13 protein-coding genes are annotated in these 17,054 nt (G+C 33.6%); all 13 read left to right on the top strand.

Annotation, left to right across the window (positions count from 1 at the left end):
- Positions 1–67: 67 nt before the first annotated feature.
- A complete protein-coding gene (locus tag EQM05_RS13815) occupies positions 68–499 on the top strand; it encodes an FHA domain-containing protein (RefSeq protein ID WP_128750570.1) in 432 nt (143 codons plus the stop codon).
- A gap of 12 nt (positions 500–511) precedes the next feature.
- Positions 512–1,786 carry an FtsW/RodA/SpoVE family cell cycle protein gene (locus EQM05_RS13810; RefSeq protein WP_128750569.1) on the top strand — a complete coding sequence of 425 codons (1,275 nt, stop codon included), beginning with the start codon at positions 512–514 and terminating at the stop codon, positions 1,784–1,786.
- Position 1,787: 1 nt separating this feature from the next.
- Positions 1,788–3,215, top strand: coding sequence for a penicillin-binding protein 2 (locus EQM05_RS13805; protein WP_128750568.1), 1,428 nt, complete (start codon positions 1,788–1,790; stop codon positions 3,213–3,215).
- Positions 3,216–3,355: 140 nt separating this feature from the next.
- On the top strand, positions 3,356–3,958 hold the full coding sequence (locus EQM05_RS13800; protein WP_128750567.1) for a metal-dependent hydrolase: 603 nt from the start codon (positions 3,356–3,358) through the stop codon (positions 3,956–3,958).
- Positions 3,959–3,972: 14 nt separating this feature from the next.
- Complete coding sequence (gene uvrC, locus EQM05_RS13795) at positions 3,973–5,838, top strand: excinuclease ABC subunit UvrC (RefSeq protein ID WP_128750566.1); 1,866 nt, start codon at positions 3,973–3,975, stop codon at positions 5,836–5,838.
- A gap of 23 nt (positions 5,839–5,861) precedes the next feature.
- Positions 5,862–6,593 carry a phosphatase gene (locus EQM05_RS13790; RefSeq protein ID WP_128750565.1) on the top strand — a complete coding sequence of 244 codons (732 nt, stop codon included), beginning with the start codon at positions 5,862–5,864 and terminating at the stop codon, positions 6,591–6,593.
- Positions 6,594–6,649: 56 nt separating this feature from the next.
- Positions 6,650–7,561 (top strand): UDP-N-acetylmuramate dehydrogenase, encoded by a 912-nt coding sequence (gene murB / locus EQM05_RS13785; RefSeq protein WP_128750564.1) that lies wholly within the window; start codon positions 6,650–6,652, stop codon positions 7,559–7,561.
- 158 nt (positions 7,562–7,719) lie between these two features.
- Positions 7,720–8,808 (top strand): histidinol-phosphate transaminase, encoded by a 1,089-nt coding sequence (gene hisC / locus EQM05_RS13780; protein WP_128750563.1) that lies wholly within the window; start codon positions 7,720–7,722, stop codon positions 8,806–8,808.
- A 164-nt stretch (positions 8,809–8,972) separates the two neighbouring features.
- Entirely contained in the window at positions 8,973–9,857 is an 885-nt protein-coding gene (rapZ, locus tag EQM05_RS13775) for an RNase adapter RapZ (RefSeq protein ID WP_128750562.1), read from the top strand.
- Positions 9,854–11,191, top strand: a complete 1,338-nt coding sequence (locus tag EQM05_RS13770) for a gluconeogenesis factor YvcK family protein (protein WP_128750561.1) — start codon at positions 9,854–9,856, stop codon at positions 11,189–11,191. Before rapZ ends, EQM05_RS13770 begins: the two co-directional genes overlap by 4 nt.
- 2 nt (positions 11,192–11,193) lie before the next feature.
- Entirely contained in the window at positions 11,194–12,147 is a 954-nt protein-coding gene (gene whiA, locus EQM05_RS13765; protein WP_128750560.1) for a DNA-binding protein WhiA, read from the top strand.
- Positions 12,148–12,157: 10 nt separating this feature from the next.
- Positions 12,158–13,462 carry a DRTGG domain-containing protein gene (locus EQM05_RS13760; protein WP_128750559.1) on the top strand — a complete coding sequence of 435 codons (1,305 nt, stop codon included), beginning with the start codon at positions 12,158–12,160 and terminating at the stop codon, positions 13,460–13,462.
- A gap of 33 nt (positions 13,463–13,495) precedes the next feature.
- Positions 13,496–16,984 carry a DNA polymerase III subunit alpha gene (locus EQM05_RS13755; protein WP_128750558.1) on the top strand — a complete coding sequence of 1,163 codons (3,489 nt, stop codon included), beginning with the start codon at positions 13,496–13,498 and terminating at the stop codon, positions 16,982–16,984.
- Positions 16,985–17,054: the final 70 nt, after the last annotated feature.

Genomic DNA, 17,054 nt, shown 5'->3' with positions numbered 1-17,054 from the left:
AAAAATATGCTAGTCTTTTAAATGATTATTATTTGTACATAAATAATTTGGATGAGTAGGTGGTTAAATGGATTTAAGTAAACTAAGTCTAATTTTCAAAATAATAATTATCGGTATTGTTTATATAATTATTCTTACAGCACTTAGAATTATGTATAAAGATGTAAAAAACGGAGGAAGAAGAAAGATTAGAAGAAAAACACTGGGACTTGAAATATTATATTGTGAAACCCCTTCAAACCTGAAAAAGGGCGGAGTAGTTCCTATTCAAGGAGACATTACCATAGGCAGAAAACAGGATAATCTCATAATTTTAGATGATCCATATGTATCCTCTCATCATTTGAAAATATTTCATAGAAATGGAGAAATATTCGTTGAGGATCTGGGCAGTACTAATGGGACACTAATTAATAACAAAAGAATTTCAGGTACTGCATTGATCAACAGCGGAGATGAAATTAAAGTTGGAAGCACTACATTTAAAGTAATAGGATAGGATAGTGATTTTATGTATGATACCAAAAGGGATGAATTAAAACTTCTTTTTCTTACCTTTTTATTGTGTATGGTATGCTTTTTAAATCTGGCTTTTATTAATGATAAGCAGACATTTGATAAAAGAGCCATTGTACTTGGTGTAATTATATGTGTCCTCATAGGATATTCTTTTTTTGTAATTAGAAGATTCTTCCCAGATGGAGATAAGTACATATTTTTATTTGCATGTATTTTAGCAGTGCTTGGCTTAGTTATGCTTTACAGACTGGATATTTTAAATGATCTGCTTCACAGAACAGATGTAATGAATAAAGCAAAATATCCAAGACCTGCAACTTCATATGCAATAAAACAGATAGTTTGGTTTGCACTGGGAGTTACAGGATACATACTTATAGTTGTACTGCTACCAAGCTTTAAAGGTTTTGTTAAGTACAAATATGTTTATCTTGTATTCACATTGATTTTTGCTAGTATGTCTATGTTAATAGGTACTGAAGTTTATGGATCAAAAAACTGGGTGTATATAGGCGGGGTAAGTTTTCAGCCCTCGGAATTTGCGAAACTGTTTTTAGTAGCTTATTTAGCCTCGGCTTTAAATAATTACAAAAACTTTAAGCAGCTTATAGAACCAGCTATAGTTGTAATGATAACTCTTGGGTTTATGGTACTTCAAAAGGATTTGGGATCAGCCCTTATATTTTTTGCAATATCCATAACAATGCTGTATATTGCAACATCTAAGTTTAAATATGTCTTTACATGTTTTATATTATTTGCAGTAGGTTCTGTGATAAGCTACAAGCTTTTTGATCATGTAAGGCTTAGAGTTCTCATATGGCAGAATCCATGGCCTTATGCCAATGACAAGGGTTATCAGATAGTTCAATCTATGTTACAAATTGCATCAGGGGGACTTACAGGAACAGGGCTGGGTTTAGGGCATCCTGAATATGTTCCTGTAAATGCTACGGATTTTATATTTTCATCAATTTGTGAGGAAATGGGCATCCTTGTTGGGTTTGCTATACTTATAATATTTTTCTTACTATTCTACAGATGTATGAGGGCAGCAGTATATGTAGAAAATGAATTTTCAAGATTAGTAGCAGTTGGTTATAGTTCCATGATTGCAGCACAGGTACTGGTTATAGTAGGAGGAGTTATAAACATGATTCCTTTAACTGGAATTACATTGCCTTTGGTAAGCTATGGAGGAAGCTCTATGATGATTACCTTTTTTGCTTTAGCAATAATCCAGAAGATATCAGAAGAGGGTAGATAATATGAATGATATATCTAAAAACATAAAAAGGGTATTACTTGTATTCTTACTTTGTTTTATAGGGCTTTTTATTTATATAACATATTTTGAAATTTTTGTGGGACCTAATATAGTAAATAATGCCAATAACAAAAGGTTATGGGTTAAAAGAAATGAAGTGCTTAGGGGAACCATATATGACAGAAATAAAAAACCTTTAACTACAAGTACAAAAGTGAATGCTGAAACTCAAAAAAGAACATACACTGATGGACCTTTATTTGCTCATGTACTTGGTTATGTAAATATAAAGTATGGAATAACAGGATTAGAAAATAAATATGATACTGAATTAATGTCTACAGATATTAAGGATACCGTTGAAAGTTTTGTTAAAAATAAAGGGAAAACAGAAGCTAAGATAGGTGATAATCTGCAGACAACCTTGGATTATAATATTCAAAAGGCTGCTTATGATGCACTAGGTGACAATAAAGGTGCTGCAGTGGCCTTAAATCCTAAGACTGGAGAGATACTGGCAGTAGTATCAAAGCCTTCCTATGATCCAAATAATTTAGAGAACATATGGCAGAGCCTAAATCAGGATAAAAATAAACCATTGATTAACAGAGCTACATCGGGACTATATCCTCCAGGATCTACTTTTAAAACCATAACAGCTATTAGTGCTTTGGAAAATTTCAATGGAATACAAAACAGAACATTTACTGACAATGGTAAATTGGTATTTAATTCTAAGGAGTCATTAAGCAATTTTAATGGTGAATCATTTGGAGATATAGGATTTAAGGATGCTTATGTTCATTCCAGCAATGTGGTATTTGGAACATTAGGTCTTGATCTTGGAAATGATAAATTGAAAAGTACAGCAGAAAAATTCTATTTTAATAAATCTATTCCTGCAGATGGAATTGCAATAGCAAAAAGCCAGTTTCCAACATTGAAAAATTATGAAAAGGGTAATATTGCACAAAGTGCCATCGGTCAGGGTACTGTATTGGCAAGTCCTATGGAAATGGCTTTAGTAGCCAGCACCATTGCAAATGACGGAGTAATGATGAAGCCATATTTAGTACAGCAGGTAACAACCAATAAAGGTGCGGCAGTGAAGACTATAGCTCCTGAAGCTCTTGGACAGATTGTTTCAAAGGATACTTCAGCTGTAATGAAGGATTTTATGAGAACTGTTGTGGAACAGGGCACAGGGGTTAATGCAAGCATACCTGGAATTCAGGTTTGTGGTAAGACAGGTACAGCTGATCATTATGATGAGGGATCACAGGCGCCGCCACACTCCTGGTTTATAGGATTTGCTCCATATGATAATCCTCAAATTGCCGTGGCTGTTATTGTAGAAGATGGAGGCCAGGGCGGAATTGCTGCAGCAAGGGTTGCCAGAATGACTATGTCTGCAGCATTTGGCAAATAGTGTTTAATGGAAGTTGCATATTTCTTTTGAAAATGCAGCTTCTTATTTTTTCTTATGATAAAGTACAAAAACCTTTCATTTAAATGATATAATATTATTGAGAACGTATGTTTACATAATATTAATTTGAGGAGAAAAATATGAAAGGCAAAACTCATGCAGGAATAGGGATGATTACTTATATAGCAATATGCAGTCAATTACCTGGGAAATTCAGCTATCTTGGGGCTGCTACAGCAATATTTTCGTCACTGCTTCCAGACATTGATCATCCAAAGAGCATTGTAAATAAATATATACTGCCATTTAAAAACAAAATGACAAAAATTGTACTTTATACTTGCAGTGGTATAATTATTTTATGGTATGATTATATTTATGCCCATCAGCCTGTTTTGAAAGCAATTGCAATAATGTTTTTTATTATTGCTCTGTCATCTCATAGAAAAGGCTTGACACACAGCATTACAGGTATGATAATGTTTGGATTAATTGTTGGATTTATAGGTAATATGTATAATAAACAGTTTTTAATATATTCTTTTATAGCTGGTTATGGAATGCATTTAATTTGTGACATGATGACGGATAGAGGCATACCTCTTTTTTATCCCTTTAAAAGCAAAAATGTAAAGTGGCCCATAACCTATAAAACAAGTTCTAAAGCTGGCAATTTTGTTGAGGAACTAATTATGATTGTAGGATTATTATATATAGTGATGGAACTTCCTAAATTGTTTTGAATAGGAGAATTTTAATGTTTGATTTGGAATATCACTTAAAAAATCTGCCTGAAAAACCAGGCGTTTATATAATGAGGAACTCACTTAGTGAGGTAATATATGTAGGAAAAGCCAAGATACTTAAAAACAGGGTAAGGCAATACTTCCAAAACTCTTCAAGCCATACAGAAAAGGTTAAGGCAATGGTGAGCAATATTGCTGAATTTGAATATATAGTAACAGATTCAGAGATGGAAGCACTTATACTTGAATGCAATTTAATAAAAAAATATACTCCAAGATATAATATCCTGCTAAAGGATGACAAACATTATCCATTCATAAAGATCACAATTAACGAGGATTTCCCAAGGATATTTGTTACGAGAATGATGGCTAAGGATGGAGCTAAATATTTTGGCCCTTACCCAGATGTGTCAGCAGTAAATGAAACTATTGAATTGGTGCGGAAAACATTTCCGCTAAGAAACTGCAAAAGGTATATTACGGAAAAAGGACCTAAAACAAGACCATGCCTGTATTATCATATTGGTCTCTGTAAGGCGCCATGTAGTGCATATATAAATAAAAAGGATTATAATAAAATTGTGCAGGATGTTATGGATCTTTTAAACGGGAAAGATAAGGAAATTGTAACCAGATTAAAAAATGATATGAATAAAGCCTCAGAAAATCTTGAATTCGAAAAGGCAGCAGCTTTGAGAGATAAAATTTATGCAATAGATAAAATAACTGAAAAACAAAAAATCATTACAGGTAATTTTGAAAATGAGGATTTCTTAGGTGTATATAGTGATGAAAAGGATAGCTGCGTACAGGTGTTTTTCCTGAGAGATGGTAAAATAACCGGAAGAGAGCATTTTATTATTGAAAATACACTTGGAACAGATGTAAGTGAAGTTATTTCTAATTTTATTAAAAGCTTTTATGGGGGAACAGCATTTATACCTAAAAATATTTATGTACCTGAGACAGATGAGGCAGAACTATTAGAGCAATGGCTTACTTTAAGAAGAGGAAGTAAAGTTTACTTAAAGATTCCACAAAAGGGTGAAAAAAAATCCACTTTGGATCTGGTATATAAAAATGCTAAAATAACATTGGAAAACTTTAAAATAAAATATCTCCAGGATAGTGAAATTAATAAGACAGCGCTGCAGGAACTTACTGCAATATTGAATCTGAATGAACTTCCAAAGAGAATTGAGTCCTATGATATTTCAAATATTCAGGGAGTTGATTCTGTTGGATCAATGGTTGTATTTGAAGATGGAAGGCCTAAAAACAGTGATTACAGAAGATTTAAGATAAATACAGTAAAAGGGGCCAATGATTATGAAAGCCTTAGGGAAATTCTCAGGAGAAGATTTCAGCATGGACTTAATGAAATTAAGTCCATACAGGAAAGAAATCTTTCATTAAGTAACGGAAAGTTCTGCGTATTCCCTGATCTAATCATGATGGATGGAGGCAGGGGCCAGGTAAATGTTGCCTTGGAAGTACTGCAGGAATTTAATATTGATATACCTGTATGTGGAATGGTAAAGGACGATAAACATAAAACCAGAGGCCTTATTTTTAATAATCAGGAGCAGCCCATAAATTCTCATTCTAATGTAATGAAGCTGATAACAAGAATTCAGGATGAAGTACACAGGTTTGCAATTACATATCATAGAAGCTTAAGGGACAGAAGAGTACTTCATTCAATACTTGAGGATATACCTAACATAGGTGATAAAAGAAGAAAAGAACTTTTAAGAAAATTTGGAAGTATAGATAAAATTAAGGCAGCAAGTTTTGAAGAATTAATAAGTACGGAGTCTATTGATGAAAAAGCTGCAAACAGTATAATAAATTATTTTAAAGCAAATAAGTAACATTTGATATGGAGAGTGATAAAATGAAGTATGTAGTTGATACACATACACATACAATTGTAAGCGGTCATGCATATACCACACTATTAGAGAATGTAAAAGAAGCTTCAAAACAGGGAATTAAATTATTAGGAACAACAGATCATGGCCCCAATATGCCGGGAGGACCCCACTTGTTTTATTTTTCCAATATGAAGGCCTGGCCAAGGAAAATTGATAATGTAACTTTGCTTAGGGGCTGCGAGGCTAATATCACTGACTATAAAGGAAATATTGATATACCTGAATTAATATGCAGGAATCTGGATATAATTATAGCTAGTCTTTATGATGTGTGCATTAAGCCTGGCAGCAGGGATGAGAACACTGAGGCCCTGCTTAATGTAATGGATAATCCGTATATAGATATAATAGGCCATTCAGGTAATCCCATCTTTCCTATATGGGAAGAGAAGGTAGTAAAAAAAGCAAAAGATAAAAATATTTTAATAGAAATAAATAACGGTTCTTTCGGATCAAGGGCTGGAAGTGAAGAAAACTGCTATAAAATTGCAAAGCTCTGCAAGGAAAATGGAGTTAAACTCATACTTGGAAGTGATGCTCATACCTGTTTTCAGATTGGCAGATTTCAAAAGGCAGAAAGCCTCATAAATAAGCTGAATATATCTGAAGATTTAATTATGAATACTGATGAGCTTAAATTAATTAGTTACTTGAAAAAAAAGGGTAAGCTTAAAGACTTAGAACTTGATTAACCAAAATACATACATTATACTATTTATATCTTTAGTATTTCAAGGAGAATGTTTTTATGAATCATGACAATAATTTATATAATAAATTCTGCGAATTTATTGATGAAAGTAATATTTTTATAAATGAACCAATGAAAAATCATACATCATTTAAAGTAGGAGGACCTGCTGATATTTTAGTTACTCCTGAAAACTATGAACAGGTTCAAAGGGCAATAAAATTATGTATAAAAAATAATACTGATTTTTATATAATCGGCAATGGATCTAATCTTCTGGTTAAGGATGGCGGGATCAGGGGAGTTGTAATAAAACTCGCCAAATTAAATGATATTACCGTTGAAGGTGAAAAAATAATAGTACAAAGCGGTGCTGAGCTAAAGGATGTTTCAAAAAGAGCTGTGGAAGAAAGCCTTACAGGTATAGAATTTGCCTGTGGCATACCAGGCAGTGTAGGCGGAGCAGTTACTATGAATGCAGGTGCATATGGCGGAGAAATATGCCATATTATCGAAAGTGCTTTAATATTAGATGAGAATTGTGAAATGAGGACTTTAGGATACCATGAGCTGGAACTTGGATACAGGATAAGTGCTATTCAGAAGTACAAGTATACTGTGCTTCAGGCAGTATTTAAATTGAAAAATGGGAATCATGATGATATTGAAAAAAGAGTTAATGATTTAAATAGAAGAAGGCGTGAAAGGCAGCCTCTTGAGTATCCATCTGCAGGAAGTACATTTAAAAGACCAGAGGGATATTATACTGGTAAGCTTGTAGAGGACAGTGGATTAAAGGGCGTTTCAATTGGAGGTGCTCAGGTGTCTTCAAAGCATTCTGGATTTATTATAAATAAAGGAGAAGCTACTGCTAAGGACATTTTGGATTTAATAGCCTACGTGCAGAAAACCGTTAAAGAAAAGTTTAATGTTGAACTTCAGACTGAAGTAAGAATTATTGGGGAATAACATCTGCTTTTGTGCTGTTAAATGAAATTATATAGTTAGAGAATTATATACTTTGCAGATTTAATTCAAAGTATATATATAAATATATAAATTTAATTCTCTAAAATTAATATGTGAAGGGGGGAAACTACTTTATTTAAAATAAAGTAGTAATAATCATGGGTTATTGTTTAAGAAAGGAAATATTAAACTTACCTGCCTATAAAGCAGGAAAACCAATCAGTGAGGTAAAAAGAGAACTGGGACTTAAACAGGTAATAAAGCTTGCATCTAACGAAAATCCATTGGGATGTTCACCAAGTGTGAAAAAGGTGCTTATGGATTTGGTTAATGAAACACAAATGTACCCTGATGCATCCAATTATGAGCTGAAAAGTGAGCTTGCCAGTGTACTTAATGTTAATGCTGGGAACATATTTTGCAGCACTGGATCTGATGCTTTAATAAAAGTTTTAGCATCTGCCTTTTTGAATGAGGGAGATGAAGCAATAATGGCTGAAGTCACATTTGCAAGATATGACTCAGCAGTAAAGCTTATGGGAGGCAGGAGCATTTTTGTTCCCATGAAGGATAATGCATTGGATATTGATGCCATGGTAAATTGTATTACTGATAAAACAAAGATTATATGGCTTTGTAATCCCAATAACCCAACAGGGACAATATTTACAGCCAGTGACTTGGATAGGGTTTTCAGCCGTATACCAGAAAATGTAATGGTTATTATGGATGAAGCATATATAGAATATGTAACAAACCCGGAATTTCCTGATTCCATAAAGTTAATGAGAAATCATCCTAATGTGATAATTCTTAGGACATTTTCCAAAGCTTATGGACTTGCCGGCTTAAGGGTAGGCTATGGAATTGCAAATGAAGAGTTGGTTAAGTACTTAAATTCAGTAATTGGACCCTTTGATGTAAGCTTATTTGCGCAAAAGGCTGCATTTGCTGCACTAAAGGACAAGGATTTTATAAAATTAGTTCACGATACCAATATAAATGGAAGAGATTATTTATATGCTGAATTTGATAAACTTAATCTGCCATATATAAAAACCAATACTAATTTTATAATGGTAAATGTAAAAACAGATGATGAAACTGTTTTTCAGGAGCTGTTGAAATTAGGTATTATCATAAGACCAGGCTATTTACTGGGCATGAAAGGATGGCTTAGAGTAACAATTGGAACACAGGAGCAAAATGAAAAATTTATTAGTGCTTTAACAAAAGTTTTATGTTAAATATTTAAAGTTAAGATTCTCTTTGGTGCCACTAAGGAGGATCTTTTGCTTTCTGATCAGCTTTATTTAATATTGATTTTCTATGTGTTATAATGTTAAATATAAAACTGTACTAATACACATTGTGTTTTTACATTTGAAAATATGATATAGGAGGATTTAATATGAGATTTGTTATAGTAACAGGTCTTTCAGGAGCGGGAAAGACTCAGGCAATAAGAAGTTTAGAAGATTTAGGATATTTTTGTGTTGATAACCTGCCTCCTACATTAATTCCTAAGTTTGCGGAAGCTTGTTTCCAAACGGATGGAAGAATAGATAAAATAGCATTAGTTATAGATATCAGAGGTGGAGAATTTTTCAATGATCTGTTTGAAACCTTAAAATATTTAGAGAAAGAGAACTATAAATATGAAATATTATTCCTTGATGCTGCTGATGAGGTGCTTATTAAGAGATTTAAAGAATCCAGGAGGAAACATCCCCTGGCACCTGACGGCAGAGTGCTGAGAGGTATACAGCTGGAAAGAAATAAACTCAGGGAAATAAAGGATAGGGCTGATAATATTATTGATACATCTAAATTGTCCCCAAGAGAGCTGAGGGAAGAAATAAGTAAGGTCTACGCAGAAGAAGGACAGATTGAGAATCAGCTTATAATAACAGTTGTTTCATTTGGTTTCAAATATGGTATCCCTGTTGATTCGGATTTAGTTTTTGATGTAAGATTTATAACAAATCCATTTTATATCCCGGAATTAAAGAATTATTCAGGAAACGATAAGCCTGTTAGGGATTATGTTATGAATTTTAAAGAGACCAATGTATTTATTGATAAACTTGAAGATATGCTGGAATTTTTAATACCAAATTATTTAAATGAAGGGAAAAGACAACTCATTGTTTCTATAGGCTGCACAGGGGGAAGACACAGATCTGTTACAATAGCCAATGTAATCTATGAAAAATTAAAAGACAAAAATTATAAGGTCAATATTGAACATAGAGATATCAATGAGGATGTTCATAGAGGTGATAAAAAACTATGAAGATAGTGGATTGGCTGAGACCCGGAATAAAGGTGAAAAGATGGATATTGCTTGGCACAATGGGTATATTGCTTATAGTTTTTGGTATGTTGGAATTTGTCAGGCATAGAATCTATAGCCCGTATTATATAGCATTTTATATATTCCTGGTTTTTTCAGGTATATTTGTACTTTATGTTTCAGTTACAAAAGGTATGAGATCTATAATAGCATTGATTAATAGAGGTTATCTGTCCATATCATTAGATTCAAAGAGATTGGAAAACCTTATTTATGAAAAAAGATTATTGGTTAAGGGACCAAAGATTGTTACTATAGGCGGAGGAACAGGCCTTTCTACAATGCTTAGAGGACTTAAATACTATACATCTAATATTACAGCTGTTGTTACTGTAGCTGATGATGGCGGTGGATCAGGTGATTTAAGAGAGGATTTGGGAATTCTTCCTCCTGGAGATATAAGAAACTGTATAATGGCATTGTCAGATACTGAGCCATTGATGGAAGAGCTCCTGCAATACAGATTTAAAGACGGCAGGCTTAAGAATCAAAGTTTTGGAAATCTTTTTTTAGCTGCAATGGATGGTATATCAAATAATTTTGAGGAAGCAGTGCAAAAAATGAGCTCTGTACTGGCTGTAACCGGTAAAGTCATTCCTGTTACACTGGACAATGTGATTTTAAAAGCCAGGCTGAAAAATGGAAATGTTGTGGAAGGAGAGTCCAATATACCGGAAGAGGCATTAAAGCAAGACAGTCCAATAGACAGAGTCTTTATAGATCCTGGTGATGCAAAGGCTCTTAAGGAATCAGTAGATGCAATTATGGAAGCAGATGCAGTAATTCTCGGCCCTGGAAGTATATATACAAGTGTTATTCCAAACCTTTTAGTTAAAGATATAGCCAGTGCACTAAAAAAGACTAAGGCAATTGTTATTTATGTAGCTAACATTATGACACAGCCTGGTGAAAGTGATAATTATACTGTTGCAGATCATATTAATGCTATTGTGAAGCATGCAGGTGATATAGTTGACTGTGTAGCTGTTAATGTAGGAAAGATGGATAAGGAACTTGAGAAAAAATATAAGGATGAAGGTTCCTGTATGGTTTCTATAGGAGAAGATAAAATTAAAGATAAGGGAATTGAAATATTAAAAGGTGATTTTATAAAAGTTACTAATGGTCTTGTAAGGCATAACGCAGAAAAACTTTCTTCTGTGCTCATAGAGACAATAATGGAGAAAAAGCTTCTTTATGATAAAAAGAAAATCATTGAGTATTTCTACTTATCAGAACGTTTAAAAGAAAAGAAAAAAAATAGGGAGCAATAAATATGTCATTTTCATTAAAGGTAAAAAATGAAATCTGCAGATATACTGAATTAGAAAAAGATGAAGCTATAGCATTGCTTTCGGCAATTATGAAAGTAAGCGGCACATTAACACTTGGTACAAACAGACATATAGGCTTTAGAGTAACAACAGAGAACCCTGCCATAGCCAGACTTGTTTTCAAATTATTAAAAGAAAAATTTAATATACACTCAAAGATACTTGTTAAAAAAAGCAATTCTTTAAAGAAAAACAACGTTTACCTTATACTAATCAATGAAGAAGCCGGCGTAAAGCAATTATTGATGCAGGTTGGAGTACTTAAAGAAGATGATAGCTTCATAGCCATTGATTACAGCATTTCAGATAAAATTGTAAAAAATGAGAAATGTAAAAGATTATATATAAGGGGAGCCTTTTTAGGCGGGGGAAGTGTGAGCAATCCTGAGAAAACTTATCATCTTGAATTTGTTACTCACGATGAAACATATGCTGCATCATTAAGTAATCTTATAAACAGTTTCGGGTTGGCTTCCAAGGTGATTCAAAGGAAGAGCAGTTATGTAGTCTATATAAAAGAGGGAGAACAAATTGTTGATCTGCTAAATATAATAGGGGCTCATACATCTTTGCTGGAGCTTGAGAATGTCAGGATAATGAAGGAAATGAGAAACAATGTAAACAGATTGGTAAATTGCGAAACTGCAAATTTAAGCAAAACTGTAAATGCAGCAGTAAGGCAGGTGGAAAGCATTAAGCTCATTGAAAGGGAAATAGGACTTAAAAGACTTCCTAAGAATTTAAGGGAAATTGCAGAATTAAGACTAGCTTACCCTGATGAGTCATTAAAGGAATTAGGAGAAATGCTTATACCTGCTGTAGGAAAATCCGGAGTAAATCACAGACTTAGAAGAATTGAAAAAATAGCAGGAGAACTAAAAAGAGAAGGCAGATAGGGGGGATATTATGTCGAAACATGATGATATTATAAGCCATATACTTTCACTGGAGGTAGGAACTAAAATATCTGTAAGAAGTGTAGCAAATGATTTGGGAGTCAGTGAAGGGACAGCTTACAGGGCCATAAAGGATAGCGAGAACATGGGAATTGTAACAACAATGCCAAGAATTGGAACAGTAAGAATAGAAAAAGTTGAAAAAAAAAGCATTGAGGCATTAACCTACGGCGAGGTTATAAATATAATTGATGGTACTTTACTTGGGGGAAAAGATGGTATACATAAAACATTAAATAAATTTGTAATAGGTGCTATGACTATTGATGCCATGGTCAGGTATATTACTCCAGGATGCTTGGTCATTGTTGGAAACAGGGAGGAAGCTCAAAGGCTTGCACTTATGAATAATTCAGGAGTTCTTATTACAGGAGGATTTGGCTGTTCAGATGAAATAAAAGGCTTAGCCAACGAAAGATGCCTGCCTATAATATCTTCTTCCTATGATACATTTACCATTGCAAGCATGATAAATAAGGCAATTTCAGAAAGCCTTATAAAAAAGGATATAGTTCTGGTTGAAGATATTATGGAAGGTAACCCATATTATCTTAAAGCTGATGATACGGTGGAAAGATGGAAAGAACTAATGGAAAGCACCCAGCATGAAAGATATCCTGTTGTGGACAATGATATGAAGATAGTTGGTATAATCACTCTTAAGGAAAATAAAAGCAATACTAAATTAGATGATGTTATAGGAAAAATAATGATAAAAGACCCAATAACAGTAACTCCAAATACTACAGTGGCATATACAGCTCATATTATGGGATGGGAAGGAATTGAACTATGCCCTGTAGTTAAGGGCAAAAAACTTATTGGAGTTATAACAAGACAGGATGTTATAAAGGCACTGCAGTATATTGTAAAACAGCCTCAGGCAGGAGAGACCATTGAGGATTTAATTTTAAAAAATTTAGATTTTAAATATGATAATGGAAGAATGCACTTTTATGGTAAAATCGTTCCTGAAATGCTGGATCCAATTGGGACAGCTTCCTGGAGCTCATTGAACATGATGCTTTCGGCTGTTGGAATTATATCTTTGAGGCAGAAAAATAATATAAATATTTCTGTTGACAGTATAGCCACCTATTTCATGAGACCGGTGCAGATAGACAGCGTAATAGATATTTATACCGATATCCTCGATATGGGAAGAAATTTCTCAAAAATTGAGGTTAATATGTACGACAAAAATAAGGAATCTATTGCAAAAACAATAATGTCAGTTAAGGTCTTTAGAAAATAAATAATTCATACTTAGGAAGAAGGTGATTTTTTATTGGATAATAAGGTAAAGTGGGTCAGTCTGCATCAGCATACAGGCTATTCTTTATTAGATGGTTCCGGCAAAATACCGCAAATAATTGACAGAGCTGTGGAACTAGGCATGGACAGTATTGCTATTACTGACCACGGAGTTATGTATGGCTGTGTTGAATTTTATAAGGAGGCCAAGGCAAAAGGTATAAAACCAATAATTGGATGTGAAGTATATGTAGCATCTAAATCAAGGCTTATAAAAAGCACTGATGGAGGAAATGAAACTCATCATCTTGTACTTTTGGTGAAGAACCAAACTGGTTATAATAATTTAATGAGGATTGTTTCTGATGCTTCTATTGAGGGATTTTACTATAAACCCAGGACGGATCATGAATACATTAAGCAGCACAGCAGTGGAATTATTGCTTTAAGTGCCTGTCTTGGAGGCGAAATTCAATCATATCTTCTAAATGATAACTATGAAAAAGCCAAGGAAACGGCGCTGTTTTATAAAGAAACCTTTAAAGACGGATTTTATTTAGAGCTTCAATATCATGGAATAGAAGAGCAGCTGAAGGTAAATGAACTTCTTATAAAACTTTCAAGGGAAATAGATGTGCCGCTGGTTGCAACTAATGATGTGCATTATATTAAAAAAGAAGACTACAAAGCACATGATATTCTTCTTTGCATTCAAACTGGAAAAACAGTAGATGATGAAGACAGGATGAGATATCCTTCAGATGAATTTTATCTTAAATCACCAGAGGAGATGTATAAAACTTTTTCATACATACCTGAGGCACTTGAAAATACAGTTAAAATAGCTGAGCAGTGTAATTTCGATTATGAGTTTCATGTTTCAAAGCTGCCTAAATTTCCCCTGCCTGAAGGCACAGATCCTTATGAATATCTAAGGAGCTTGTGTTATAAGGGAATCAGGGAAAGGTACCCGGATGTAACTGATGATTTGAAAAAAAGGCTGGAATATGAATTAAATATTATTAACCAAATGGGCTATGTAGATTATTTCCTAATTGTCTGGGATTTTATAAAGTTTGCAAAAGACAATGGGATTATGACTGGCCCTGGAAGAGGATCCGGAGCAGGCTCCATAGTGGCTTACACACTGGGAATTACAAAGATAGATCCAATAAAATACAATTTAATATTTGAGCGGTTTTTAAATCCTGAACGTGTGTCCATGCCGGATATTGATAGTGATTTTTGCTATGAAAGGCGTCAGGAAGTTATTGATTATGTAGTACAAAAGTATGGTAAGGACAATGTATCACAAATAATAACATTTGGAACTATGGCTGCAAGAGCATGTATAAGGGATGTTGGAAGAGCTATGAGTTATCCATATGCTGAAGTTGACAGAATAGCTAAAATGATACCAACTATGCTTAACATAACTATTGACAAGGCACTTGAGATTAATCCTGAATTGAAAAAGGCCTATGATGATGAAGAAAGAACTAAAGATTTAATTGATGTGGCAAGATCACTGGAGGGTCTGCCAAGGCATACATCTACTCATGCAGCAGGAGTTGTAATTGCATCAAAGCCTCTGGTAAATTATGTGCCCCTTCAAAAGAATGAAGATAATATTGTAACTCAGTTTACCATGGGAACCCTTGAAGAGCTTGGACTTTTGAAAATGGATTTCCTTGGACTAAGAACACTTACGGTACTAAGGGATGCAGTAGCATTTATAAAAGAAAATAAGGGCATAACTATAGATTTAGATAAATTGGACTTTGATGATAAAAATGTATATAAAATGATTGGAGAGGGAAAAACTGTAGGTGTATTCCAGCTGGAGTCACCTGGTATGACATCCTTTATGAAAGAATTAAAGCCTGATAACCTGGAGGATATTATAGCAGGTATCAGCCTTTACAGACCAGGCCCTATGGCTGAAATACCTAAGTATGTTAAGAACAAATATAATCCTGAGGAAATTCGATACATTACACCTGAACTGGAACCTATTCTTTCAGTTACCTACGGATGCATGGTTTACCAGGAACAGGTAATGCAGATTGTACGTGACCTGGCTGGATATTCCATGGGAAGAAGCGATTTAGTAAGGCGTGCAATGTCAAAAAAGAAACATCATGTTATGGAAGAAGAAAGACATAATTTTATATATGGCATAACAGATGAAAATGGTGAAGTTACAGTCCCAGGATGTATAAGAAACGGCATCAGCGAAGATGCCGCAAATAAAATATTTGATCAGATGATGGACTTTGCCAGTTATGCTTTTAACAAATCCCATGCAGCAGCTTATGCTGTAATAGGTTTTCAAACCGCATACTTAATGTGTTACTACCCCACTGAGTTTATAGCAGCTATGCTTAACAGTGTAATGGGTGACAGTGAAAAGGTAGCATATTATATAAGATTTGCTAATGAGTGCGGAATTCAGGTATTGCCTCCTGATATAAATGAAAGCTATGCTAAATTCACTGTTAAGCGTGACAAAATAAGGTTTGGATTAGCTGCTGTTAAAAATGTAGGCAAAAATGTTATAGACAGTATAGTAATGTCAAGACAGCAAAAAGGAAAGTTCAAAGATCTGGTTGATTTCTGCAATAAGATAGATATCAGCTGTATAAATAAAAGAGTTGTGGAAAGTCTGATAAAAGCAGGAGCTTATGACTGTTTTAATGTTTATCGTTCAAGAATGCTTGCTGTTTATGAAAAAGTATTAGATTCAATTTCTAGTGACAGAAAAAAAAATATAAAAGGACAAATAAATTTATTCACGGATTTTGGCAACAGTGCTGAATTTAACAGCATAGAAATTAAATATCCTGAAATAAAAGAATTTGATAAAAAATATATATTATCTATGGAAAAAGAAATGACAGGTTTGTACATTTCAGGACACCCCCTTGAAGAATATGAGGATGTTTTAAAAAGGGCTGTGTCTACAAGCATAATAGACCTGGTTACAACGCAATCTTTAGAAGATGGAAATACTGAGCTGAATTCCAGAATTAAGGACGGAAGTAAGGTTATAATAGGCGGTATAATATCTTCAGTTAGCAAAAAAGTAACCAGGAAAAATGATATGATGGCTTTTATAGTGGTGGAGGATCTGTATTCAAGTATTGAGGTTGTTGTATTTCCTAAGGTATTTGAAAGATACAAATCACTTCTAGTTGAAGATGGAATAGTTTTAATTACAGGCAGAGTAAGTATAAGGGAGGAAGAACAGCCCAAAATACTATGTGAGGAAATACGTCCATTAATTAAATCCAACTTTCAGAGTATATATATACTTGTAGAAGAGAATAAGATGGTTAGAATTACCCTGGAGGAGCTAAAACCGTTATTAAGGGAGTATAAAGGAGATATACCAATTTATATCTGTACTAAAAAAGAGAGAAAAAAGTATTTAATTGATAAGGAATTCTGGGTTGATGGAAGCATTGATATACTAAGCGAATTAAGAAAAAAAATTGGTGACCAAAACTTCAAAACAGTATAATTTTTGTACTTTAATGCAAAATATTAGAGAAGGATTGTAAACTTCTCTAATTTTTTTATTTTTTTCGTAA

The sequence above is a fragment of the Clostridium sp. JN-9 genome (assembly GCF_004103695.1).
Lineage (GTDB): Bacteria > Bacillota > Clostridia > Clostridiales > Clostridiaceae > JN-9.
Note: the sequence above shows the minus strand (reverse complement) of the source record. Positions and strands in the feature narration are given on the sequence as shown.